Source organism: Inhella crocodyli (assembly GCF_004004565.1).
Taxonomy (GTDB): domain Bacteria; phylum Pseudomonadota; class Gammaproteobacteria; order Burkholderiales; family Burkholderiaceae_C; genus Inhella; species Inhella crocodyli.
In genome coordinates, this window is record NZ_SACM01000005.1 from 224,021 (window position 1) to 246,506 (window position 22,486).

18 protein-coding genes and 1 tRNA gene are annotated in these 22,486 nt (G+C 69.7%); 9 read left to right on the forward strand and 10 right to left on the reverse strand.

The window, feature by feature from the left end:
- Nucleotides 1-24 precede the first annotated feature (24 nt).
- Both EOD73_RS16025 and EOD73_RS16030 read left to right on the forward strand, forming a co-directional pair.
- Entirely contained in the window at nt 25-870 is an 846-nt protein-coding gene (locus tag EOD73_RS16025; protein ID WP_127684047.1) for an AAA family ATPase, read from the forward strand.
- Entirely contained in the window at nt 867-1,451 is a 585-nt protein-coding gene (locus EOD73_RS16030; RefSeq protein WP_259370335.1) for a GNAT family N-acetyltransferase, read from the forward strand. The genes EOD73_RS16025 and EOD73_RS16030 overlap by 4 nt, the downstream gene beginning before the upstream one ends.
- Here the strand turns inward: EOD73_RS16030 and EOD73_RS16035 are convergent.
- Both EOD73_RS16035 and EOD73_RS16040 read right to left on the reverse strand, forming a co-directional pair.
- A complete protein-coding gene (locus EOD73_RS16035) occupies nt 1,445-2,737 on the reverse strand; it encodes a sensor domain-containing phosphodiesterase (RefSeq protein WP_127684048.1) in 1,293 nt (430 codons plus the stop codon). The genes EOD73_RS16030 and EOD73_RS16035 overlap by 7 nt on opposite strands.
- Entirely contained in the window at nt 2,734-3,912 is a 1,179-nt protein-coding gene (locus EOD73_RS16040; RefSeq protein ID WP_127684049.1) for a GGDEF domain-containing protein, read from the reverse strand. Before EOD73_RS16040 ends, EOD73_RS16035 begins: the two co-directional genes overlap by 4 nt.
- A gap of 66 nt (nt 3,913-3,978) precedes the next feature.
- On the opposite strand from EOD73_RS16040, the gene EOD73_RS16045 reads away from it, so the two are divergent.
- From EOD73_RS16045 to EOD73_RS16055, 3 genes are all read left to right on the forward strand, one after another.
- Nucleotides 3,979-5,148 carry a vWA domain-containing protein gene (locus EOD73_RS16045; protein ID WP_127684050.1) on the forward strand — a complete coding sequence of 390 codons (1,170 nt, stop codon included), beginning with the start codon at nt 3,979-3,981 and terminating at the stop codon, nt 5,146-5,148.
- Entirely contained in the window at nt 5,145-6,932 is a 1,788-nt protein-coding gene (locus EOD73_RS16050) for an autotransporter assembly complex protein TamA (protein WP_127684051.1), read from the forward strand. The genes EOD73_RS16045 and EOD73_RS16050 overlap by 4 nt, the downstream gene beginning before the upstream one ends.
- A gap of 86 nt (nt 6,933-7,018) precedes the next feature.
- A complete protein-coding gene (locus EOD73_RS16055; RefSeq protein WP_127684052.1) occupies nt 7,019-10,780 on the forward strand; it encodes a translocation/assembly module TamB domain-containing protein in 3,762 nt (1,253 codons plus the stop codon).
- A 32-nt stretch (nt 10,781-10,812) separates the two neighbouring features.
- On the opposite strand, the gene ubiM is transcribed toward EOD73_RS16055, so the two are convergent.
- From ubiM to EOD73_RS16070, 3 genes are all read right to left on the reverse strand, one after another.
- Nucleotides 10,813-11,985 carry a 5-demethoxyubiquinol-8 5-hydroxylase UbiM gene (ubiM, locus tag EOD73_RS16060; protein ID WP_240660751.1) on the reverse strand — a complete coding sequence of 391 codons (1,173 nt, stop codon included), beginning with the start codon at nt 11,983-11,985 and terminating at the stop codon, nt 10,813-10,815.
- 128 nt (nt 11,986-12,113) lie between these two features.
- Nucleotides 12,114-13,358 (reverse strand): porin, encoded by a 1,245-nt coding sequence (locus EOD73_RS16065; RefSeq protein WP_127684053.1) that lies wholly within the window; start codon nt 13,356-13,358, stop codon nt 12,114-12,116.
- A 23-nt stretch (nt 13,359-13,381) separates the two neighbouring features.
- On the reverse strand, nt 13,382-14,515 hold the full coding sequence (locus EOD73_RS16070) for an SGNH/GDSL hydrolase family protein (protein WP_164846107.1): 1,134 nt from the start codon (nt 14,513-14,515) through the stop codon (nt 13,382-13,384).
- 185 nt (nt 14,516-14,700) lie between these two features.
- Between EOD73_RS16070 and EOD73_RS16075 the strand changes: the two genes are divergently transcribed.
- On the forward strand, nt 14,701-15,003 hold the full coding sequence (locus EOD73_RS16075) for a VanZ family protein (protein WP_240660752.1): 303 nt from the start codon (nt 14,701-14,703) through the stop codon (nt 15,001-15,003).
- Here EOD73_RS16075 and fahA read toward each other — a convergent pair.
- Together fahA and hmgA are read right to left on the reverse strand one after the other, a co-directional pair.
- Nucleotides 14,981-16,279, reverse strand: a complete 1,299-nt coding sequence (fahA, locus tag EOD73_RS16080; RefSeq protein ID WP_127684056.1) for a fumarylacetoacetase — start codon at nt 16,277-16,279, stop codon at nt 14,981-14,983. The genes EOD73_RS16075 and fahA overlap by 23 nt on opposite strands.
- Before the next feature lie 2 nt (nt 16,280-16,281).
- Nucleotides 16,282-17,568, reverse strand: a complete 1,287-nt coding sequence (hmgA, locus tag EOD73_RS16085) for a homogentisate 1,2-dioxygenase (protein WP_375137444.1) — start codon at nt 17,566-17,568, stop codon at nt 16,282-16,284.
- 76 nt (nt 17,569-17,644) lie between these two features.
- Between hmgA and EOD73_RS16090 the strand changes: the two genes are divergently transcribed.
- Nucleotides 17,645-18,424, forward strand: coding sequence for an IclR family transcriptional regulator (locus EOD73_RS16090; protein WP_127684058.1), 780 nt, complete (start codon nt 17,645-17,647; stop codon nt 18,422-18,424).
- Here the strand turns inward: EOD73_RS16090 and EOD73_RS16095 are convergent, their stop codons facing one another.
- The 3 genes from EOD73_RS16095 to EOD73_RS16105 all read right to left on the reverse strand — a co-directional run bounded on the left by EOD73_RS16095 (nt 18,425) and on the right by EOD73_RS16105 (nt 21,418).
- Nucleotides 18,425-19,090, reverse strand: a complete 666-nt coding sequence (locus tag EOD73_RS16095; RefSeq protein WP_127684059.1) for an N-acyl amino acid synthase FeeM domain-containing protein — start codon at nt 19,088-19,090, stop codon at nt 18,425-18,427.
- A gap of 251 nt (nt 19,091-19,341) precedes the next feature.
- Nucleotides 19,342-20,082, reverse strand: a complete 741-nt coding sequence (locus EOD73_RS16100; protein ID WP_164846108.1) for a SapC family protein — start codon at nt 20,080-20,082, stop codon at nt 19,342-19,344.
- 46 nt (nt 20,083-20,128) lie between these two features.
- Nucleotides 20,129-21,418, reverse strand: a complete 1,290-nt coding sequence (locus EOD73_RS16105) for a hemolysin family protein (RefSeq protein WP_127684061.1) — start codon at nt 21,416-21,418, stop codon at nt 20,129-20,131.
- A 116-nt stretch (nt 21,419-21,534) separates the two neighbouring features.
- Between EOD73_RS16105 and EOD73_RS16110 the strand changes: the two genes are divergently transcribed.
- Both EOD73_RS16110 and EOD73_RS16115 read left to right on the forward strand, forming a co-directional pair.
- Nucleotides 21,535-22,359, forward strand: a complete 825-nt coding sequence (locus EOD73_RS16110) for a symmetrical bis(5'-nucleosyl)-tetraphosphatase (protein WP_127684062.1) — start codon at nt 21,535-21,537, stop codon at nt 22,357-22,359.
- Between the two features lie 19 nt (nt 22,360-22,378).
- A tRNA-Ser gene (locus EOD73_RS16115) sits at nt 22,379-22,466 on the forward strand.
- Nucleotides 22,467-22,486 lie beyond the last annotated feature (20 nt).

Here is a 22,486-nt window from a genome sequence, read left to right on the forward strand (position 1 = left end):
GCCCCGATTCCTATACTCGCTCGCATGAAGTTCAACGGCTCCCAGCATTACGTCGCCACCGACGACCTCAAGCTCGCGGTCAACGCCGCGATTGCCCTGCAGCGCCCCCTGCTGTTGAAAGGCGAGCCGGGCACCGGCAAGACCCTCCTGGCCGAGGAAGTGGCGGCCTCCCTGGGCATGCCCTTGCTGCAGTGGCACATCAAGAGCAGCACCAAGGCGCAGCAGGGCCTGTACGAGTACGACGCTGTGAGCCGCCTGCGCGACAGCCAGTTGGGTGACGAGCGGGTCAAGGACATCCACAACTACATCGTCAAGGGCGTGCTCTGGCAGGCCTTCACGGCCGACCAGCCGGTGGCCCTGTTGATCGACGAGATCGACAAGGCCGACATCGAATTCCCGAACGACCTGCTGCGCGAACTCGACCGCATGGAGTTCTACGTCTACGAGACGCGGGAGCTGATCAAGGCCAAGCAACGTCCGCTGGTGTTCATCACCAGCAACAACGAAAAGGAACTGCCCGACGCCTTCCTGCGCCGCTGCTTCTTCCACTACATCAAGTTCCCCGACGAGGCCACGATGCAACAGATCGTGGACGTGCACTTCCCGAACCTGAAGAGCGAGTTGCTGGCGGCGGCCTTGAAGGCCTTCTACCAAGTGCGCAACCTGCCGGGTTTGAAGAAGAAGCCGTCGACCAGCGAGTTGTTGGACTGGTTGCGCCTGCTCTTGGCCGAGAACATCGATCCGGCCGCTTTGGAAAGCGCCGACGGCGCACCGAGGCAAGTGCCGCCCATGGTGGGGGCCCTGCTGAAGAACGAACAGGACCTGACGCTCTTCGAGAAGCTGCTGCAGATGCAGCGCCAGCACCGGTGATCGTCGAGCCGGTGGTGCTGACGCGCCACCCGGTGCGCTTGGAGCCCTTGACGATGGCCCACGAAGCCGGTCTGCGCGCCGCGGCGGCCGACGGGGCGCTGTGGACCCTGCGCGTGACCTCCGTGCCCGAGCCCGACGCCACGGGCGCTTACATCGACAAGGCCTTGGCCCAGCAGGCCGCAGGCACGCGACTGCCATTTGCGATTTGCTTGTGCGACACGAACGAGGTCGTGGGCAGCACGAGCTACCACGACCTCGTGCCCGAGATCGACCGGCTCGAAATCGGCTACACCTGGATCGCCCGCCGCTGGCAGCGCACCGCCGTCAACACCAGCTGCAAGTGGCTGCTGATGGCGCACGCCTTCGAGACCTTGGGGGCGCAACTGGTGGGCTGGCGCACCGACGCATTGAACCTCGTCAGCCAGGCGGCCATCGAGCGCTTGGGGGCCCGGCGCGACGGCGTGCTGCGCCACCACATGGCCCGGCGCGACGGCAGCGTGCGCGACACGGTGATGTACAGCATGACGGCCGCCGAGTGGCCGGCCGCGCGCGAGCGCCTGGCCCAAGGCCTCGCTCAGTGAGCGTCGGGCGCGCCCCAGTCCACGTCACCGCACAGCACCCGCAGTTGGCCCTTGTGCCAAAAGGCCACCGACACCGTCAGGCACAAGCGGGCGCCATTCAAGCTGAGGTAGGGCCGCGTGACCTGCACCTCGCCCACGTTGGCCATGGCACGGCGGAAGTACGGCCGCCGCGCCCAGCGGGCGTCGCCCGCTTGGGTCAGGGGCGCGAAGCGGGGGTTGGGCGCTGGCTGGGCAGCCCCGGCCACCACGTCGCCGGTTGAGCGTCCGTCGGCGTCCAGCAAGTACACGAGCTGGCAGCCCGGCATGCGCAAAAAGGCCTCGGCCGCCTCGGCCAGGGGGCGGCCTTGGTGGAAAGGGAGCAGGGCCAAGGACAGGGCCGCCTGGAAGGGCGCGACCCGCTCGTGGTGCGCGCGCCGGCCCAGGGCCAAGCGTTCGTCGAACCGCTGCCAAACGGCCTCGATCGCCGGGCTGAGCTGCCCCAGCCCCTGCAGTTCGGGCGCGGGGTGGGCAAAGGCGAAGCCTTGCACCAAGTCCACGTCGGCATCGAGCGCGATGAGCGCCTCTTCGTTGGACTCCACGCCCTCGAGCAGCGCCAACGACCCGCACTCGTGCAGCAAGCCCACCACCTGGCCCATCATGCGGGCCACCCGGGGCGACTGCATCGCGCGTCGCAGCAGGCTGCGGTCGAGTTTGACGATGTCCGGCCGGATGCGCCAGACGCGGTCGAAGTTGCTGTGCCCAGCGCCGAAGTCGTCCAGCGCGAGCAAGCAGCCCACGCTGCGCGCCCACGCCACGGCGTTCTCGAAGTCCTGGTCCTGCGCCATGACGTCTTCGGTCACCTCCAGCACCAAGCGGTGCATCGGAATGCCCAACTGGTGCAGCAGGTCGACGGCGCGCGTCATCAGCTCGGCCTGCCGGGTGGAGTGCACGAACACGGCCGGGTGGATGTTCAAAAACAGCCAGGCGTCGCCCGTCACCTGCTCGCAAAAGTTGTGCACGTGCACCAAGCGGCACAAGCGGTCCAGCCAAACTTGCTGATCGAAATCCTGCACGCGCTCGAACAGGCTCACCGGCGAGATGACACCGCCCTGCCCGTCCTGAACGCGGATCAAGGCCTCGAAACCGACCGGCTTGCCGTGCGGGAAGCTGTAAACGGGCTGGAAGCTGCTCGACAGCACCAAACCGTCGTGACGCGCAGTCCAGCGACCGCCTCGGTCGTCGATCGCAGCGTACAAGGCACGCAGAGTGCCTTCGACCTCGTCGTCTCGATCCTCGCTGGCGCTCATGCAGGCGTCTCCAAGGCTTGCTGCTCCACCCGGTTGCGGCCCAGGTGCTTGGCACGGTAGAGGGCGCCATCGGCCCGGTCCACCCAATCGTGCAGGCCATCGCGCCCTTGCAGCTCGGCCAACCCGATGCTGACAGTGAGCGGCACTTCAAGAGGTCCCACGCGCAAGGGGTGCTGCTCCACGCGCTGGCGCAGGCGCTCGGCCAGCTCCGCCGCCTCGGGCAGTCGCGTGTTGGGCATGAGCACCAACAGTTCTTCGCCACCCACCCGGGCCACCACGTCGCCCCCGCGCACCGCCGCCTGCAGCAAGTGACCCAGGTGCACGAGGGCACGGTCGCCCACCAGGTGACCGTGCTGGTCGTTGACCCGTTTGAAGTGGTCGACGTCCACCGCCAGCACGCTGGCCGGCTGGCCCAGCTGGTCACGGGCATCGATCAACTGCACGAGCAGTTCGTCGGCAGCGCGCCGGTTGGGCAAGCCAGTCAGCGAGTCCAGGCGGGACAACTGCCGCAAGCGGGCCATGAGCCGCAGGGCCACGGCCAGGCCCAGGCTCAGGTGCACCATCAGGCCGAAGGTCATGAGGAAGGCCAGCACCGCCACGTTGGCAGGGGTGTCGCGCCGAAGCGGCACGCCAAAGCCCTCGGGCCAGGCCACCGCGGCGGCGAAGCGCAAGAGGAACAGCAGGGCAACGGCCCGCAGGGGCGTGACCACGACATAAGACGCGGGCGGACCCAGCTCTTGCCTGACCAGGGGCCCCACCACCTGCGCGCAACGCCAGAGGCAGTAGGCGCTGAGCACCGAGGACACCCAGACGTACCAGGCGTCCGGGGCTTGCGCCAAGCCCCCGCCAAGGCTGAGTCCGACACTGAGCACGATCACGACCAAGTTTTCGCCATCGTGACGGGGCGCACGGAACAAGGTCTGCAGGCCCAAGCGCAGGGTCAAAAAGATGCCCGGCGCGAGCATGTTGCACAGCCCGTGGCTGTACCAAGGGTCCTGGCTGAAGTAGGCCGCGCCCACGCTGGCCGCGGCAAAAGCCGACGCCGCCGCCCAGTGCCACGCCGGCACCGCCGGCGCGATGCCCAGCCGCGCGCACATCAGCCAGGCCGGCAGGGCCAGGCTTTGCTGCATCACGATGAGCAGCAGCAGCAGCTCAGCGGGGTTCGTGGAAGGCATGGGGCCTCAGCGTAGCAGTGGGCGTCGGGTGCCACGCCTGGGTCGCTCGCGCGCCACAATCGGGCCATGCTGTTGCCGTTCTTTTTCACGCTCCGTGCGGCACGCCTGCCGGTGTCGCCCAAGGAGTTTCTGACCCTGCTCGAAGCGCTGCGGGCTGGGGTGATCGGGCCCTCGGTCGACGAGTTCTACACCTTGGCCCGCACCGTGCTGGTCAAGGACGAGGCGCTGTACGACAAGTTCGACCGCGCTTTCGCCGCCTACTTCCACGGCGCCGAGTTGAAGTTGGACCTGGTCCGCCAACTCCCCGAGGACTGGCTCACCCAGCAGCTGAAGCGCGAGTTCAGCCCCGAGCAACTGGCCGACCTGCAGGCCCTGGGCTGGGACGAGCTGATGGAGACGCTCAAGAAGCGGCTGGAAGAGCAGAAAGAACGGCACGAAGGCGGCAACCGTTGGATCGGCACCGGAGGCACCAGCCCCTTCGGCAACGGCGGCGTCAACCCGGCGGGCGTGCGCATCGGCAAAGGCGGGGGCGGCAAGAGCGCCGTCAAGGTGTGGGAGCAGCGCGGCTACCGCGATTACGACGACAGCAAAGAAATCGGCACCCGCAACATCAAGGTGGCGCTGCGCCGCCTGCGCCGCTTCGCGCGCGAGGGCGCGGCCGACGAACTGGCCCTGGACGACACCATCCACGCCACGGCCGCGTCGGGCGGCATGCTGGACATCAAGATGCGGCCGGAGCGGCACAACAAGGTCAAGGTGCTGCTGCTGATGGACGTGGGCGGCACCATGGACGAGCACGTGCACCGGGTCGAAGAGCTGTTCTCGGCGGCCAAGGCCGAGTTCAAGCACCTGGAGTTCTTCTACTTCCACAACTGCGTCTACGACTTCGTGTGGAAGAACAACCGCCGGCGCTACAGCGAGAAGACGTCCACCTGGGACCTGATCCACAAGTACAACCGCGACTACAAGCTGATCTTCGTTGGCGACGCGACCATGAGCCCCTACGAAATCCTGCAGCCGGGCGGCAGCGTCGAGTACATGAACGAGGAAGCCGGCTCGGTGTGGCTGGACCGGCTGACCCAGGCCTTTCCCAAGCACGCCTGGATCAACCCGGAGCCCCAGGGCGTTTGGAGCTACCGGCAAAGCATCGACCTCGTGCAGCGCCTGATGCACCAACGCATGCACCCCTTGACCTTGGCCGGCCTGGAAGCGGCCATGCGCCAGCTCGGCCGATGAGGCTGGGCGTCGGGGCGCTGTTGGCCCTGCAAGTGGCGGTCTGCGCGGCCGCGCCCTTGGACGTGCAGGCGCCGGGTGAGGTCGCGCGGCTGCTGGCTCAGCACCTGGACCTGGCCCGGGCCCTGCAGCGCGAAACCGAGGCCGCGCCCCTGGACGCCGAGGAACGCCGACGCCTGTGCAAGCTGACCCCCGACCAAGGCCGCGCGCTGCTGCAAACCCTCGGGCATTTCAACCCCGTCGCCATCGAACTCGACTGCGAGGCCGGCCGGCTGACCGTCGACCCGGGGCCGCGCGCGCTGTGGCGCCGCGTTGACCTGCAAGTCAAGCCACCCAGCGACGGCTCGGAGGGTGCCCCCGTTGGGCCAAGTGAGGGCACGCAAGCCCCCAGCCCGCCATGGCGCGATTGGTTGCCCCTGCAAATCGGCGAGCCCTTCGACCAAGCGCGCTGGGCGGGCGCCAAACGCGCCCTGCTGTCGCAGGCACGGGCGCGTGGTTACCCCTTGGCGCGTTGGGCCAGCACCGAGGCCAGCGTCGACGCCGAGCTCAACGCCGTGGACGCCGAACTGGTCCTGGATACCGGCCCGGCGGTCCGTGTGGGGGCGGTCGCATTGCAGGGCCTCAACCACCACGATGCCGAGCGCACCCGCCGCCTGCTGGACCTGCCCGAAGGCAGTCCGTACACCGAGCAGCGCCTGCTGGACGCGCAAGAGCGCCTGTTGCGCAGCGGCTTGTTTGACGCCGCCCAGGTCGAGCTCGAGCCCGAGGGCCTGAGCGGCGACCGCATGCCCGTGCGGGTGCGCCTGCGCGAGGCGCCCCTGCAGCAGGTGGCGCTCGGCGTGGGTTGGCAAAGCAACAGCGGCGAACGGGCCACCCTGGAACACGTGCACCGCCTGCCCTTGGGCTGGCCAGTGCGCAGCCGCGTCAAGCTGGCCTGGGGTCGGCTGGGCCAACTCGCGGAAGGCGAGCTCAGCACCCACCCCGAAGCGCGCCAGCGCCGCGAATTGGTCGGCGTGGCCTGGCAGCGCGAGGACGGCACCGACGCGCCGTTCCGCCAAGCCTCCGTGCGCGTCGGCCAGGTGTTCGAAACCCGGGCGGAGGACCGCAGCGTGGCCGTCGAAGGCCTGAGCAGCCAGCAAGGGCTCTCCCTGCAACACCGCGATGCACGGGCCATCCTCCTGCATGTCAACCCGACCTGGCGCGACTTGGACAGCGTCATCTTGCCCACCCGCGGCCAGGCTTGGGTGCTGCAGTCGGCGCTGGGGCAGGCGCGCTCGCGCGACGCGCTCGGGGCCGTCACCCAAGGGCCCCTCGTGCGCCTGCAGGCCCGCTGGCAAGGCCTCGTGCCCTTGCAAGGCGGTCGCCAGCTCAGCCTGCGGGCCGAGCTGGGCCAGTTGTGGACGCGTGGCGATGCCCTGGGGCTGCCCGAAAGCCTGCGCTGGCGGGCCGGGGGCGACGAATCGGTGCGCGGCTACAGCCACCGCAGCCTGGGCCCGGAAGTGGCTGGGCAAGACGTCGGCGGCACCCATCTGTGGACGGCCAGCGCGGAGTTCACCCAGCCCCTGCCCCCCGCCTGGGTCGGCGGCCTGGAGGGCCTCGGCGTGGCCGCCTTCGTGGACGCCGGGCGCACCGCCCTGCGCTGGCGCGACGCCCGACCGGCCCTCGGTGCCGGGCTGGGGGCGCGGTGGCGCAGCCCGGTGGGCCTGCTGCGGGTGGACTTGGCCCGAGGGCAAGCCCGCTTCGAAGGCGGCTGGCGCCTGCACGTCAGCGTGGGACTGGCCCTGTGAGGCGCGGCGCACGCTGGGCCTGGGGCTTGGGGGGCGGCGCCCTTCTCGCGGGCGCGCTTCTGGCCGGCGCCGGCACCGCCCCGGCCTTGACGTGGTTGGCTTCGCGCGCAGGCTGGCAGCTCGAGGGCGCCGAGGGCAACCTGTGGACGGGCCTGCAGGTGGCCCGCGTGCAGCACCGCAGCGCCGACCTCCAGGTGGATGGGCGTGATTGGGTCCTGGCGCCCTGGCGTTGGCGAGACGGCGCGCTGCGGAGCGACTTCAGGGCCGACCGCCTGCGATGGCACAGCGCCCCCAGCGCCGCGCCCTTGCCCACCGAAGCGCAGTTGTTGCGCGCGCTGCAGACGCCCCTGCCCTTTGCCCTCGACCGCATCGCGGTGCAAGCCCTGACCGTGCAAGAGGTGCCACTGCAGGGCCTGGACGCCGCGGTCCAATGGGGGGGCGAGGCCGCGATCGCGCTGCAGGTGAAACACCTCGGCTGGGCGCCCGCCGACCTGCAGGCTGCGGGCGAGCTCCGGCTGGGGCGCGACGGCCAATTGAGCGCGTCGTGGCGCCTGCAGGGTCCGCGAGCGCGGGTGACCCTGGACGGACGCGGCCCCCTGTCCCGCTGGCCGCTGCGCGTGACGCTGCAGGGCGGTGACGGCGCACAGGCCCAGGTCGAGGCCCAACTGCAACCCTTGGCCTCCCAGCCCTTGCGTGCCCTGCAGGCGCGCTTCGCGCAACTCGACCTCCAAGCCCTGCATCCGCAGGCGCCACACACGCGCTGGCAAGGCACGGCGGCCCTCGCCCCCCGAGACGACGGCGCCTTGGGCCTGCAGCTGGAGGCCGACAACGCGTCGGCACGTCGCTTGGACGAGAACGGGTGGCCGCTGCGGGCCGTGCGCCTGCGGGCACAGGCCCACCCACAGCACTGGCAGCAGGTGCGCATCGAGGCCTTGCAAGTCCTCTTGGGCAGCGAGCGCCGGCCCGCGGGCCAGCTGCGCCTGGCCGAGGCGTCGGCGTGGCCCGCCGACGGGGGCGCATGGTCCGTGCCCGTGCTGGTGCAGGGCGTGCCACTGCAGGCCCTGGACGCCGGTTGGCCCGCCTTGCAGGTCGACGGCCGGGTGCAGGTGGCCCAAGGGGCTGGCCCTGCAGCCGCCGAGCGCCCCACCGCGCTCACCGTCAACCTCCGGGCCGACGCTTTGAAGGCCACGGCCCGAGACCACGCCTGGCGGCTGACGGCCGAGGCCGTGTTGCAAGGCGCCACGGTGGAACTCCGCGCGGCCGAGCTGGCCCAGCAGCACGGCCCGGGCCGGGTGCGCTTGGCCGGCCGTTGGACGCAAGCCCCAGTGGGCGGTCACGGCGAAGGCCAGGCAATGGTCGCCCAATGGCCGTTGCCGCTCGGGGCTTGGACCGCCCGGCTCGCCGGCCAGGGCGAGTTCCAGCTGGGGTGGCAAGCCGGAGCTTGGCAAGGGCGCGCCAACTGGCGCCTGGACGACGGCGCACAGCTGGCTGCGCTGCCCTTGTTGGGCCATGCGAATTGGACGGCCGACGCGCAGGGCCAACGGTGGCAAGCCGAGTTGCAGATCCCGCACGAAGACGGCCCCACCGAGCTGGCCGCCAGCGGTGCGCGCACGCCGCCGCTTCGCACCCTGTCCACCCTGGCCGATGCCGCGACCTGGTGGCCCCAGGCCCTGCGTTGGCGCGCGCCGAACCTGGCCCGCTTGCAGCCCCTGTGGCGCCCCGTCGGGACCCAGCTGTCCGGTCGCACAGAGGGCCAAATCCGCCTCGACGCCGACGGACGTCCGACCGAAATGCAAGCTCGCCTCGCGCAGCTGCGCTGGCAAGCCCAGGCCACGGACGCGCCCGTGCAACTGGCCCAGGCGCAGATCGACTTGGCCCAGGACACCTGGCAGTGGCAGGTCCAAGACCTTTGGGCCCAGGGTTGGCACATCGCCCAGGCCAGCGGCCAGGGCGGACGTCGGGGGCCCCTGAGCTGGCAGGTCGACGGCCAGGCGCCGGCCGCGCACGAAGGCCCGCTGTCGCCCCTTTGGCGCTGGGAAGGGCGCACCGAACCGCCCCAAGCCAATGCCCAAGGCTGGACTTGGCCGGGCATCCGTCAGCGACTCGCCGCCGTCGGCGGGGCCACCTGGCTGCAATGGGACCAAGCCCAAGCCCGCTGGGACGCCGACGGACAGGGTCTGCGCCTGGACGGCGGCCAATTGGCGCTGCGCGGCGACCCGATGTCGAACGCCGTGCTTGGCTTGCGCTGGCAGCGGGGCCGGCCCGAGGTGGACCTGCAACTGGCGGGGCGCTTGCAAGTCGCGCCCTGGCTGGCGGGCTGGCAGCCCGACGCCGGCTGGCAGGGCGACCTGCGCGCCGACCTGCAACTGGCCCTGCAGGGCCCAGCGCTGGACCTGCGCCTCGCCCGACAGGCGGGCGACCTGCGCTTGGACGGGCAAGCCCTGGGCCTGGAGAAGTTGCAACTGGCCCTGTCGCGAGGACAGGCCGGCAGCGCCAGTGCCCAGTTGCAGGTGGAAAGCCCCGTGCTGGGCCGCCTGCAAGCCCAGGCCAAGGTGGATGCGCCGACCGGCCCCCTGTCCGGCCAGCTGCGCGCCCGCCTGCCGGCCCTGCACCTGTTGCAGGCCTGGTTGCCCGCGGGCTTGCAGTTGCGCGGCCAAGCCGAGTTGGACGCCAACTTGGGCGGCACCTTGGCCCAGCCCCGCTTCCAAGGCCAGGGCGAGCTGCACATCGACCGCCTCCAGCACGCTGCCAGCGGGCTGGGAGGGCGCAACGGGCTGGCACGTTGGCGCTTCGACGACCACCGCTTGGAGCTGCAGCAATGGACCCTGCAAGGCCTCGGCGAGGGCGACAGCGGGGGCTGGCTGCGCGGCCAAGGCCAGTGGGCCTGGGGCCAGGCCGACGCCGGCGCGCGCTTGAGCGTGCAGGCCGAGGGCTTCCGCCTGCTGAACCGGTTCGACCGCCAGCTGACCACCACGGGCCACGTGACGCTGGCGCTGGACGGGCGCCGGCTGCAACTGCGCGGCAAGGTCCAGGCCGACCAGGGCGTGTTCGACATCGGCCAGGGCGACGCCCCGAGCCTGGACGAGGACGTGCGCGTCGTCCGCCCCAGCGTCGAGGCCAAGGCGCCAACGGCCCCCAGCCGCTGGCAGCGCGACGTGCTGCTGCAACTCGACCTGGGCCAGCGACTTCGGGTGCAGGGCCGGGGCCTGGCGTCGCGGCTGACGGGCCAATTGCAGTTGCAAGAGCAAGGGGGCCAAGCGGCGCAATGGACAGGCCGGGTGGAGATGGGGGGCGGGCGCTACAAGGCCTATGGGCAAACCTTGGACATCGAAAGCGGTGAGCTGCGCTTCACCGGCGCGCTGGACAACCCCCGCCTCGACATCCTGGCCTTGCGCCCGGACCTGGAAGTGCGCGTCGGGGTTCGGGCCACGGGCAGCGCGCAAACGCCGCGCATCCGCCTCTACAGCGAGCCCGACATGGCCGACAACGACAAGCTCGCCTGGCTGCTGCTCGGGCGCGCACCGGACGAACTGGGGCGCAACGACACCGCGCTGCTGCAGCGGGCGGCGCTGGCGCTCCTGTCGGGCGAGGGCGACAACCCGACCACGCAGTTGATGGACAAGCTGGGGCTGACGGAGTTCAGCGTCAGCAACAGCGACGACGCCGGCACCACCCTGCGCCTGGGCGCCCAACTCTCCAAGCGCTGGAGCGTGGGCTACGAGCGCAGCCTCAGCGCCGCCACCGGCAGTTGGCAGCTGGTGTACCGGCTCGGACAGCGCTTCCGGCTGCGCGCCCAAAGCGGCACCGACAGCGCGCTGGACGCCCTCTGGCTCTGGCGCTTCGACTGAGCGCCCGCCGATTCAACGCGCCGGAACGCGCTTCAGCCCGCGTCGGTCAGGCGGTGGGCGATGGCCGCACGCAAAGGCGGCAAGCGCCGGGCCAGGTCGATCACGGCCCGCCGCAAGGCCAGCACCGGCGGGCGGTCGTCGGTGAAGAAGCCCACCAAGGCATTGGTGGCCGTGTACAGCGGCCACGCCGTTTGGCGGTGGGCTTGGGCATAGGCTTGCAGGGGCCCGGCGGCGCCCGGGTCTTCGCGCCGCAGGCGCGAGACCAGGGCCTCGATGCCGTACAGCCCCAGGTTGTACCCATGGGCCGTCACCGGGTGCATGCCCACCGCGGCATCGCCCACCAGCGCCACGCGGTCGTCGGCAAAGCGATCGGCCATCACAGCCACCAAGGGGTAGGTGTGGCGCGACCCCAAGGGGTAAATCCGACCCAGGCGCTGCTCGCTGGCCCGCTCGATCTCGGCGCCCAAGGCCTCGTCGTCCAGGGCCAAGAGCCGGGGCAGCGCGGCATTGGCCACCGTCCACACGACCGACGAGCGCTGGCCGTTCATGGGCAGCAGCGCCAGCGTGTGGCCGGCCAGGAAGCACTCCTGCGCGCACGCGTCATGCGGCAGGCTGTGCGCCACCGGCACCAGCAGCGCACTGCGCCCGAAGTCGCAATGCCGTGCGCCGATGCCCACCCAGCGGCGCAGCTCGGAGAAGCGGCTGTCGGCCGCCACCAGCAAACGTGCGTTCGCCGCCAAACCCTGCGGCCCCACCACCCCGATGCGCCCCGCCTGGCGAACGACGCCGCTGACCGAGCGCCCGGCCAGCACCTCGATGCCCCGGGCCTGGGCCCCGGCCCAAGCGGCCGCGCGAAGGTGGTGGTTGCCCACCAGCCAACCCAGGGCCTCGTGGCCCTGCGCCGCCGCCTCGAAGGGCAAAACAGAGCGCCCACCCGCGCTGCGCACGCTCGCGCGCGCCAGGGGCGCGATGGCCGCCGCGGGCAATTGCGCCCAAAGGCCCCATTGCGTCAAAAGCCGCCGTGAACGGTGCGTCAGCGCGATCTCGCGCCCGTCGTCCGCGGGGCAGGCCAAGGCGGTGGCGGCCTGTCGTTCCAGCACACGCACACCGAATCCGGCGTCGTGCAGCGCGCAGGCCAGGGCCAAGCCCGCAGGTCCGGCCCCCACCACCAGCACGTCGGATTCCAGGGGCATCGACTGCGCCATGGCTCGGCTCCTTCCTTTGTCAAAGGCCGTCAGCCTAGGGGCGCCGACCGCCCCCGCCCTTGATGCCCATCAAGCGCCCAAAAACAAAGCCCGGCCAGGCCGGGCTTTGTGGGGGAGGCGAGACTCGCTCAGAAGCGGTGCACCAAGTTCATCGAGTAGGCGCTGGAATCGCGACCCGGCTTGTCGGTGAAGCCGTACAGGTGGCCCTGCGAGTAAGGCAGGATTTGCTGGCCGGTCTTGTTGTCGACATAACCGCCCGACAACCAGATCGAAGTGCGCTTGCTGACGATGTGCTCCAGCGCCAAGCCAGCGATCGCGGCTTCGCGCTCGGCCACCTTGTCGTTGTAGACGCCGTAGCTGGCCACGAGCTTGTTGCGCTCGTTGATCATGTAGTGGATGCCGGCGTAGGACAAATTGCCATCGAAGCCCAGGTTGTTGGCGATTTGCGAACCGTAGGCCAGGAAGGCGGGCTTCAGTGCGGCGGGGATCGCGGTGCTGGCATTCAGAGAAGCACGCAGTTGAGCGCCCAGAATCGGGTGCTTGTCCTTGGCGCGCAACCACATGCCGGTCACCTTCCAGGGGCCGGTGGTGTAGCTGGCACCGACCACGGTGTTCTCCAGCGACTGCAGGCCTTCAGAGGTCTTGCGGTTCTGGTAGCCGATGCCCACGTCCAGGCCGCCGGTGGCGTAACCGGCGCTGACGCCCCAGAAACGACCGTTGCCGATTTCACCTTCGCCCGCGCCGACCATGCCGTTCAGGCGCCAGCCGTCCTTCTCGGCGACGTACTGCACCGAGTTGTTGATGCGCACTTCCAGGCCCGTCGGGACCGTCAGCGTGGCAAACGCGTTGCCCACGTTGCCGGCTTGGTGCGGGTCAAAGCGACCGAACAGTTGGAACACCGGGCTGTACTGGCGGCCGGCCAGCACCGCGCCGACCGGCGTGACCAAACCGGCCCACGCTTGGCGGTGCCAGAACGCGTTGTTCAGCGATGCGGCCAGCGACTGGCCCAGTTGCGGCTCCAACTGGCTGCGGATGGTGTTGGGGATGCCCACCAACGCGCGCGTCGGGATGGCGAAGCCCGACAGCGGGGCGGCTTGGTTCTGGCTGCCGGTGTCGGCGTAGAACTGGTGCTCGATCGTGAACATGGCCTTGTAGCCACTGCCCAGGTCTTCGGTGCCGCGCAGGCCCAGGCGCGAGCCCAGTTGCTGACCGCTGGACACCATGCGGACCTTGCTCGTGCCGGACACGCCGTCCAGCACCGTCACGCCGACGTCAACCACGCCGAACACGTTGACCGAGCTGCCGCTTTGCTGCGCTTGGGCGCCACAGGCCATGGCCGCCGCCAGGGCGAGAACAGAAACTTGCTTTTTCATGATGTTGTTTCCTCGGTTGTGGCTTACTTCACCCAAGCCTTTTGGCGCAGGGCCTCCAGGACGGCGTTGCCGAACTTGTCGTGCGCGGCCAGCGAGGGGTGCACGCCGTCGGCGAACAGCGAGGTGGCGGCCGGAACCGGGAACAGCCACGGCGTGATGAGCGACGAGCAGAAGGACGAGCTGTTGCCCAAGGCGGCCGGCACGTTGCACACCGGGATGGTGACGTTGGTGAAGCCGTTGGCCGCCGGGTTGCTGCGGTAGGACGCGGCCAGCGCGCCGGCGTCGAACAAAAGCACGCCCGGGTCGCTCAGCGAAATTTCTTTCTTGAGCTGGTTGTTGTAGGCGTCGGACAGGGCCGTCAGCAGGGGCTTGGCGGCGGCGTTGGCGTCACCATAGGGCGAGTTGGCGGCGTTCGGGATGGTCATGACGACCACGCGCTGCGCACCGGCGGCCTTCAGGCGACGCAGTTGCTGCATCGTGGCCAGACCGGCCTCTTCCATGGCGATCACGTACTTGCCGACGATCGCTTGCTGTTCGGCGGCGGTCAGGGCGCGGCCGGCGGCGATGGTGGAAGCCGTCAGGTCGTTGCTGGCCAGCGTCGCGTTGAAGAACACGTCGTTGGCACCGGCCCACACCAGCACCAGGTCGGTGGCGGTGAAGTTGCCCTTGGCCAAGGCGCGGTCGATCTGGGTCACGACCGGCACGGCGGCCTGCGCCGTGCACACGCCCGAGGCGTTGGGGTTGCAGCCGACACCCGGGGTCTTGGCCACGCGGGCACCGCCCTGGGCGTAGTTGTTGGCGTTGGCGGCCGAGTTCAGGGCGTTCGTCGCGGCAGTGGGGTTGGCAGCGCCCACTTCGAAGCGCTCCGGCGCGATGGTGGTGCCCAGCTTGGCGGCCAGCACCTCGACCCAGACCGAGCCCGGGCTGTTGGTGAACTTGCCCACCGTGTTGGCGGCCGCGGCCGGGATGCCCTGGCCTTGCAAGATCAGCGAATTGCCCTTGGAGTAGGCGCCACCGTCGGTGAGGCTGTCGCCGAAGGCGATCACGCGGGTGGTTTCGGTGGTGGACGGCGTGGAAATGCTGGCGGTATTGCCGCCACCACCGCACGCGGCCAGCGCGGCCAACGCCAGGCTACCCAGCGCCAAACGAATCTTCATGGACGTCTCCTCGGGGGGTTTGAATGGATGCTTCCCAGCGCGTGCCATCGGGTTACGCGCGATAACGATGCAGCATGCCACAGGGGATGTGCCGAAATGGCGCACGTGGGGTCTCTTGTGGTGCGCGCCCTACGTAGGATGCCCCCGTGAAAACACTGAGTTCCCCCCTTGGGCGCGCTGCCACCGTGGTTTGTGCAAGCGCCGTGCTGGTTTTGGCCCTGATGCCGGCGCCGCCCGATGCCCTGAGCACCGGCTGGGACAAGGCCAACCACCTGCTGGCCTTCGCCGTGCTGGGCATGCTGGCGCGTTGGGGCTGGCACAGCCACTGGCGCTGGCCCGCGCTGCTGGCCTTCGGTGCGGCGATCGAACTGCTGCAAGCGCAAGCACCACCGCGCGAGGCCAGCTGGGCCGACCTCGGCGCCGATGCGCTGGGCCTGGCCTTGGCCGCCGGCCTGCTGTTGGTGATCAGGCGCTGGCGGCTGGCGTGATGCGGCCGGCGCAGTCGCCCCAGCCGATGCGCCTAGCCCCCGGCCGCTCGGCGTGCGCTCGCAGGCTCAGTTCGTCGCCGTCTTGCAAGAAGGTGCGCTGAGCGCCGTTGGCCAGCGTGATCGGCTGCTTGCCGCCCTGCGTCAGCTCCAGCAAGGACCCGGCCTGCTCGGGCTTCGGGCCCGAGATCGTGCCGGTGCCGAGCAGGTCGCCCGGTTGGAGGTTGCAGCCGTTGCTGGCGTGGTGGGTCAGCAACTGGGCGGCCGTCCAGTAAAGGTGCCGCGCGTTGCTGGTGGCCAGGCGTTGGGCCTCACCGCCCGCCGGCGTGAGCCACACCTCCAACTGGATGTCGAGGGCGCCTTGGCTGCGGTTGGCCGCACTCTCCAGGTAGGGCAAGGACGGCGAATCGTCCGCCGGCCGCTCCAGCGGGCCGCGGAACGGCGCCAGGGCCTCCCAAGTCACGATCCAAGGGGACACCGTGGAGGCAAAGTTCTTGGCCAGGAACGGCCCGAGGGGCTGGTACTCCCAAGGCTGGATGTCGCGGGCCGACCAGTCGTTCAACAGGCCCACGCCAAACAGGTGCTGCTCGGCCTGCGCCAGGGGGATGGGGTCGCCGAGGGCGTTGCCCGGGCCGACCCACAGGGCCAGTTCCAGCTCGTGGTCGACGCGCTGGCTCGGCGCGAAAGTCGGCACGGCATCGTTGGGCCCCTTGCGCTGGCCCCAGGGGCGGCGCACCGGGGTGCCGCTGACCACCAGGCTCGACGCACGCCCGTGGTAGCCGATGGGCACCCACTTGTAGTTGGGCAGCAGCGGGTTGTCCGGCCTGAACAGGCGGCCCACCGCCTCGGCGTGGTGGATGCCGGCGTAGAAGTCGGTGTAGTCGCCCACCCGCGCCGGCAAGGCGTACTCGACATCGGCCTGCGGCAGCAGCGCCGATGCCAACACAGCGGCCTGAGGCGAGCCCTCGCGCAACGCCTCGAACAGCGCGTGGCGCAACTGCCGTCGCCGCTCGACCGGCTGGGCCATCAAGGCGTTCAAGTCGCCCTGGGCCAAGGGCGCCAACAGCACCTGCACGGCGCTGGACCAGCGGCCCTGGGCCGCCGCGAGACGCAGGTCCAAGACCTGGTCGCCGATGGCCACGCCGATGCGCCAGTCGGCCTGCGAGCCGCGGCGGCGCAAGCGCGCGTAGGGCAGGTTTTGCAGCGGAAAGTCGGTGTCGGGCGCGTTGGCCGATGCGACCCAGGAAGCAGCGGCAGGATCGTGCGTGAAGTCGAGCATGGTCAGGCAGGGGCGTTGGAAGCGTCGGTCAATGGGGCCCAGCAGTCGGCGTAAGTGGCCTCGCGCAGCCCCGGCGTGTTCATCGCAAAGGCCGTGGGCCGCAAGGGCCAGCGGGTTTCAAACATGAAGGCCAGGGTCTGGTCCAGTTTCTGCGGCTTCAGGTCCGCATTGGAGGCCGCTTGGAAGGCCTCGGCGTCCGGACCGTGGGGCACGTAGGCGTTGTGCAGGCTGGCGCCCCCGGGCTTGAAGCCCTCGGGCTTGGCGTCGTACTGGCCGGTGACCAGGCCCATGAACTCGCTCATGGTGTTGCGGTGGTACCAAGGCGGGCGGAAGGTGTTCTCGGCCACCATCCAGCGCGGCGGGAAGATCACGAAGTCCACGTTGGCCCAGCCCAGGGTGTCGGTCGGCGAGGTCAGCACCGTGAAGATGCTCGGGTCGGCGTGGTCGAAGCTGACGGTGTTGATCACCATGAAGCGCGCCGTGTCGTACTTGAACGGCAGGGCATTGCCCGCCCAGGCCACCACGTTGAACGGGGTGTGCGCCTGCCGGCTGCGCCACAGGCGACCGTGCTGGCGCTTGATCAGTTCGGTCGGGCGGTCGGCCTCGGCGTGCGCGGTGGGCGCGAGAAAGTGACGGGGCTCGGCCAGCCCGTTGGAACCGATGGGGCCCAATTCGGGCAAGCGAAACGGGGCCCCGTGGTTCTCGCACACGTAGCCCCGGGACGGGCCCTCGACGTCAACGGCGAAGGCCATGCCGCGCGGCACCAGGGCGATCTCGCCGGGCGCCACCACCATGCGACCGAGTTCGGTGCGGACCAGCAGCCGCCCTTCCTGCGGCACCAGGAGCATTTCGCCGTCGGCGTTGACCAGGGCCCGGTCGGCCATGGAGCGGTCGGCGCTGTAGAGGTGGGCGGCCATGCCGCACTGGGCGTCGGGGTCGCCGTTCACCGCGTAGGTGCGCAGGCCGTCGACGAAGTCGCCCCCTTGGGCCGGCAAAGGCGCCCAGCGGTGCGGCTCCGGCGCCGTCCACTCCCCTTGCGCCGCGCCCGAGCACCAGTGGGGCTGCACGTAGGGCTCGTAGGCACCGGCCCGCACCGAAGGCAGGCGGCGGTACATCCAGGTGCGGCGATTGCCCTCCCGCGGGGCGGTGAAAGCCGCGGCCGAAAACAACTCGGCGTACAGCCCCAGCGGGCAGCGTTGGGGGCTGTTCTGGCCCACCGGCAAGGCGCCGGGTGTGGCTTCGCTGTGGAGGTGGTTGCCGAAACCCGGCAAGTAGTCGAGGTCAAGCATGGGCATGAGCGGGAGTGCGCGTCGGGATCAAAATTCTGCCATTGCAAATGCATTTGTCTAAGTAGAATTTTTGGCCATGAGCAAAGCACCGCGCGGGATCCAAAGCCTGGAGGTGGGCGGCACCTTGTTGCAAGCCCTGGCCGGCGCAGGGGGCGCCCTGCCGCTGAAAGAACTGGCGGCCCGGGCCGGCATGAGCCCGGCCAAGGCCCACCCGTACTTGGTCAGTTGGGGGCGGGTGGGCTTGGTGGCCCAAGACGAGGCCAGCGGCCGCTACGGCCTGGGTCCCATGGCCATGCAACTGGGCCTGATCAGCCTGCAGCAGCACGACCCCATTCGCTTGGCCAGCGCCCAACTTGAACCCCTGGCCTTGGCCACGGGGTGCACGGTGGCGCTGACCCTGTGGGGCAATGCCGGCCCCACGGTCGTCCGCGTGGCCGAGGCGCCCTCCCCCCTGCACGTGAGCCTGCGCCACGGCACGGTGCTGAACCTGCACCAAACCGCCTCCGGGCAGGCGATGGCGGCCTGGCGCGCGACGGCCCAGGTCGAGGCCTTGTGGCGACAGACCCAGGGCGCACCGGCCGAGGGCAGCGCATGGCTGGCGTTCCAGCACCGTTTGGCGGCGGTTCGCGTCGAAGGGTTCGCCCACAGCGACGAGGCCCTGCTGCCGGGCGTCGCCGCCCTCGCGGTGCCGGGGTGCGACGCCTTGTCCGTGGCGCAATGGGCCCTGGTCGCGGTGGCACCGCGCAGCCAGTGGGCGGCAGAGGGCGAGCGGCGACGCGTCACCGAGGCCCTGGTGCGCGCCGCCACGCAAGTGCGCCAGCAACTCGGCTGGCTGGCGCCGGCGAGCGGCGCTTGATCAGATCTCGGCGCGCAAGCGCTCGATGAGCATGGGCTCTTCGCTGGGGGCATAGCCCAGCGGGAACAGGCTGCGCTCGGTGTCGGCCAACTCCGGACGACCGCCCAGGCGGCGCACCTGCTCCTGGATGTGGGCCAACTCCACGCGCATCAGCACCGAAGGCGCCTGCACCGTGGGGTTGTCGCGCCCGCTGGCCACGACCTCGGCGCCCAGCATGCGGCGGTAGAACGGGGCGTGGCGAGGGTGCACTTCCATGATCACCAAGTCGGCCGACTTGATGCGGTGGGCGTACAGGTAGGCCAGGTGGAACAGGCTGGCCAGGACCGCTTTGCTGGGCTGCTCGCCCTCGACCGCCAGGCGCGTGAACTCGCACAAGCGCCAGCCTTGGGTCCGCAACGCGGCCACTTCGTCAGGAAAGACGCCATCGGCCGCCAAGCCATTGGGCCCATCGACGCGCACCGACAAGGTGCCGACCAAGCGCCGACCGTCGCGGGCTTGCAAGGTCGCCAAATCGGGTTCGGGGGTGGCCTGCGGCACGATGCGCAAACCGCGCTGGGTGTAGCGGCGGCCGAGCAAGGCTTGGCTGGTGCGCCAACCCGCCAAACTGCGGGCCCGGTCGAAGCTGAAGCGCTGACGCCAGGGCTGCAGGGCCGCGCGAACGTCCATCGCCGTTTGGGGCCACGATGGCAAGCGCCAGGTGGTGGCCCCTTCAGTCACGGGCACCCCACCTTGCCACCGGCTTTCTACAAAAACGCTGCTGGTTCCCACGCTGTCAACTCCACCCCCCATGAACAGGGGAGGCGGAGTCTAGCGATGCGTTCTTGACAGTGGTGTGTCGTGTGACTAGGACTTACGCGTACGAAATCAAAGTCACAGACTCAGTTGAAACAAGAAAGGATCCTACGCAAGGAGGATTCTTACAATTTGTTTCGTTTCGCAGCGAGTCGCGACATGTTGGCCAGCGACAGGCGGTGCATCTCGACGAGCTGCAGCAAGCCATTGCGATGGAAGGCCAGCACCTTGTCGTCGGGCAGGGCCATCAGCTTTTCGTGGTTCACGGCCAAGAAACCGGTCACCTCGATCTTGGGACCGTCGCCCACTTGGGCTTCGAAGCGCATCTCTTCGAACAGGCCCGCCTCGTCCATCTCGTTGCACGCTTGCTGGGTGCGGTCCGATTCGGTTTCGAAAGACTCCAAGAAAGTCACCAAGCCCTTGGTGAACTCGGTCGGTTCGCCCTTGTCGTCGAACAGACGCTCGCCTTCGGTCGTCGAAAAGCCGCTCCAGCTGTCGTCCACGCACACCGCCAGGCGGTCGCTGCCGGCCTCCAGGCGCGCCATGCAGAAGGGGTAGCGACGCAGGTAGGCCGGGGCGTATTCGCCTTGCCACTGGCCGTCCTTCAAGAACAGGTTCTCGCCTTGGTTCAAGCCCAGCACGGCCAACGGGGCCACGGGAGCCGGCTTGCCGTCCTTGCCCTCGCCCGTGCGCACGAACACGATGGCGAACTCGCGGCACGCGTCGGCGAACTCGACCACGTTCAGGAACACGGCGTTCAGGTCCTTGGCGTTGTCCAGCGTGGCGGCCGCCTGGCTGACACGCAGCTCGCGGTGCTGCACCGTGTCCAGGGCGGTCATGCTGCGGTACATCGGGGGAAACTTCATCTCGGTCTTTCGGTTGAGAAATGGAAATGGCCAGGGGATGGAGGCTTCAGGACGGCAGGCGCGAGACCAGCACCTTGTCCACGCGCTTGCCGTCGAGGTCCACGACCTCGAAGCGCCAGTCCTCCCACTCCACCGCATCGGCCGTGCGCGGCAGGTGGCCCAGCAGCAGCATGATCATGCCGGCCAGGGTGTTGTAACGCCCGCGGTCTTCCTCGGGCAGTTCTTTGATGTCGAGGCGGTCCTTCAGCTCGTGCACCGGGATCAGGCCGTCCATCAGCCAGCTGCCATCGGCCCGCTGCGTGGCCCAGGCCTCGCCGTCGCTCGGGGCGTTGAACTCGCCAGCGATGGCCTCGAGCAAATCGCGCACGGCAATGACGCCCTGCACCTCGCCGTACTCGTCCACCACGAAGACCAAGGGGGCGTCGCTGGCGCGGAAGTGCTCCAAGAGTTCCATGCCGCTCAAGGTCTCGGGCACGAACACCGGGGCCTCGAGGCTGTCGGTGAGGTTGAAGGCTTGCTGGCCCAGCGCCCGCTGCAACAGGCCTTGGGCCGACACCACGCCCAAGACGTCGCTCAGGTCACCCCGGCACACGGGGTAGCGGCTGTAACCGTGCTCGCGCAGCACCGCCAGCACCTGCTCGGCGCTGGCCTCGGCATCCAGCCAAGCGATTTCGCCGCGCGGGATCATCATGGAGCCGATCTGGCGTTCGTCCAGGCGGAAGACGTTGCGCACCATCTGGTGCTCGGACTCTTCGATCACGCCCGCGTCCAAGCCCTCTTCCAGGCTGGCCGCAATCTCCTCTTCCGTCACGCTGCGCTGGCCCCGGTCTTTGAGGCCCATCAGGCGCAAGGTCGCTTCGGTGAAAAAGGTCAGCGTGCGCACGAAGGGGCGCGCCAAGGCCGACAGGGCGTTCATGGGCTGGGCCACCATGCGCGCAACGACCTCGGGGTAGATCTGCCCCAGGCGCTTGGGCACCAATTCCCCGAAGACGATGGTCGCGAAGGTGATGATCACGACGACCAAGCCGGTGGCCGTCAGGTTGGCGCCACGCTCGGTGAAGACCGTAAAGTGCGCCTCCAGCCACTCGGACAAGGGGCCGGCGAACGCGGCCTCCCCGACGATGCCATTCAGCACCCCGATGGAGGTGATGCCGATCTGGATGGTCGACAGGAACTTGGTCGGGCTTTCGTGCAGGGCCAGGGCCTGCGCAGCCCCCGACTCGCCCGCCTCCACCATGACCTGCAAGCGCGCCTTGCGACTGGCCGTGAGGGCCATTTCCGACATGGCAAACCAGCCGTTGAGCAGGATCAGGAACAGTAAAAGCGCGGCATCCATCAAGAAAATGCCGCCCAAGGGCGGCGAAAACTGGGCGCGATTGTCTCACCCCGCACCCCCGCCGGCTTCAGGGTGGCCCCCAGGTGCCCCGCCGGCGGCCGTCCACAATGCGCGCCATGGACTGGCTCGTGGGCGATTTGCAAGGCTGTGATGCGGCACTCGGGCGCCTGCTCGACACCGTGGGCTTTTCGCCCTCTCGCGACCGCCTGTGGCTGCTGGGCGACCTGGTCGGTCGTGGCCCGGATTCGTTGGCCACCTTGCGCCGGGTGCGCGCGCTGAACGCGCGCGCCGTGCTGGGCAACCACGACCTGAACCTGTTGGTCGTGGCCGCCGGTCACCGGGCGGCCAAGCCCAGCGACCGCCTCCAATCCCTGCTCGCCGCGCCGGACCGGGATGCCTTGCTCGACTGGCTGGCCCAACAGCCCTTGGCGCGGCAGGCACCGGGCTGGCTGATGGTTCACGCCGGCCTGTTGCCCGCCTGGACCGTCGATCACGCCCTGGCCCTGGCTGAGGAGCTGGGCGCCGTGATCAGCGACCCCCTTGCCCGCGCCGACTTCCTGCCCCGCATGATGGGCAACGAGCCCGCCCGCTGGGACGACCGCCTCCAGGGCACCGAGCGCCTGCGCTGTTTGGTGAATGCGTTCACCCGCCTGCGCTTCGTGCGCGAGGACGGGGCCATGGACTTCGCCACCAAGGAAGGCGCCGGCGCCACGCCGCCCGGCCACCATCCATGGTTCGAGCACCCGCAGCGTGCCAGCCATGGGCAGGCGATTGCCTTCGGGCACTGGAGCACCTTGGGACTGATCGAACGCCCCGACCTGCTGGCCTTGGACACCGGGTGCGTGTGGGGTGGCTGCCTCAGCGCCGCGCGCATCGACGGTGGCCGCCGCGAAATCGTGCAAGTGCATTGCGAGCAGGCCCTGGCGCCCGGCACGGTGTGACAATGCGCGCCCTCTGCGCGGAGGCTTGGGGGAGTGGTTTAACCCAGCAGTCTTGAAAACTGCCGGCTCGCAAGGGCCCGTGAGTTCGAATCTCACAGCCTCCGCCAACACCCACCGTTCGGTGTCA

Coding starts and splice junctions, on each gene's coding strand:
- EOD73_RS16025 (WP_127684047.1), top strand. CDS start 25: ATGAAGTTCAACGGCTCCCAGCATTACGTCGCCACCGACGACCTCAAG.
- EOD73_RS16035 (WP_127684048.1), bottom strand. CDS start 2,737: ATGAGCGCCAGCGAGGATCGAGACGACGAGGTCGAAGGCACTCTGCGT.
- EOD73_RS16040 (WP_127684049.1), bottom strand. CDS start 3,912: ATGCCTTCCACGAACCCCGCTGAGCTGCTGCTGCTGCTCATCGTGATG.
- EOD73_RS16045 (WP_127684050.1), top strand. CDS start 3,979: ATGCTGTTGCCGTTCTTTTTCACGCTCCGTGCGGCACGCCTGCCGGTG.
- EOD73_RS16050 (WP_127684051.1), top strand. CDS start 5,145: ATGAGGCTGGGCGTCGGGGCGCTGTTGGCCCTGCAAGTGGCGGTCTGC.
- ubiM (WP_240660751.1), bottom strand. CDS start 11,985: ATGGCGCAGTCGATGCCCCTGGAATCCGACGTGCTGGTGGTGGGGGCC.
- EOD73_RS16065 (WP_127684053.1), bottom strand. CDS start 13,358: ATGAAAAAGCAAGTTTCTGTTCTCGCCCTGGCGGCGGCCATGGCCTGT.
- EOD73_RS16070 (WP_164846107.1), bottom strand. CDS start 14,515: ATGAAGATTCGTTTGGCGCTGGGTAGCCTGGCGTTGGCCGCGCTGGCC.
- fahA (WP_127684056.1), bottom strand. CDS start 16,279: ATGCTCGACTTCACGCACGATCCTGCCGCTGCTTCCTGGGTCGCATCG.
- hmgA (WP_375137444.1), bottom strand. CDS start 17,568: ATGCTTGACCTCGACTACTTGCCGGGTTTCGGCAACCACCTCCACAGC.
- EOD73_RS16090 (WP_127684058.1), top strand. CDS start 17,645: ATGAGCAAAGCACCGCGCGGGATCCAAAGCCTGGAGGTGGGCGGCACC.
- EOD73_RS16095 (WP_127684059.1), bottom strand. CDS start 19,090: ATGGACGTTCGCGCGGCCCTGCAGCCCTGGCGTCAGCGCTTCAGCTTC.
- EOD73_RS16100 (WP_164846108.1), bottom strand. CDS start 20,082: ATGAAGTTTCCCCCGATGTACCGCAGCATGACCGCCCTGGACACGGTG.
- EOD73_RS16105 (WP_127684061.1), bottom strand. CDS start 21,418: ATGGATGCCGCGCTTTTACTGTTCCTGATCCTGCTCAACGGCTGGTTT.
- EOD73_RS16110 (WP_127684062.1), top strand. CDS start 21,535: ATGGACTGGCTCGTGGGCGATTTGCAAGGCTGTGATGCGGCACTCGGG.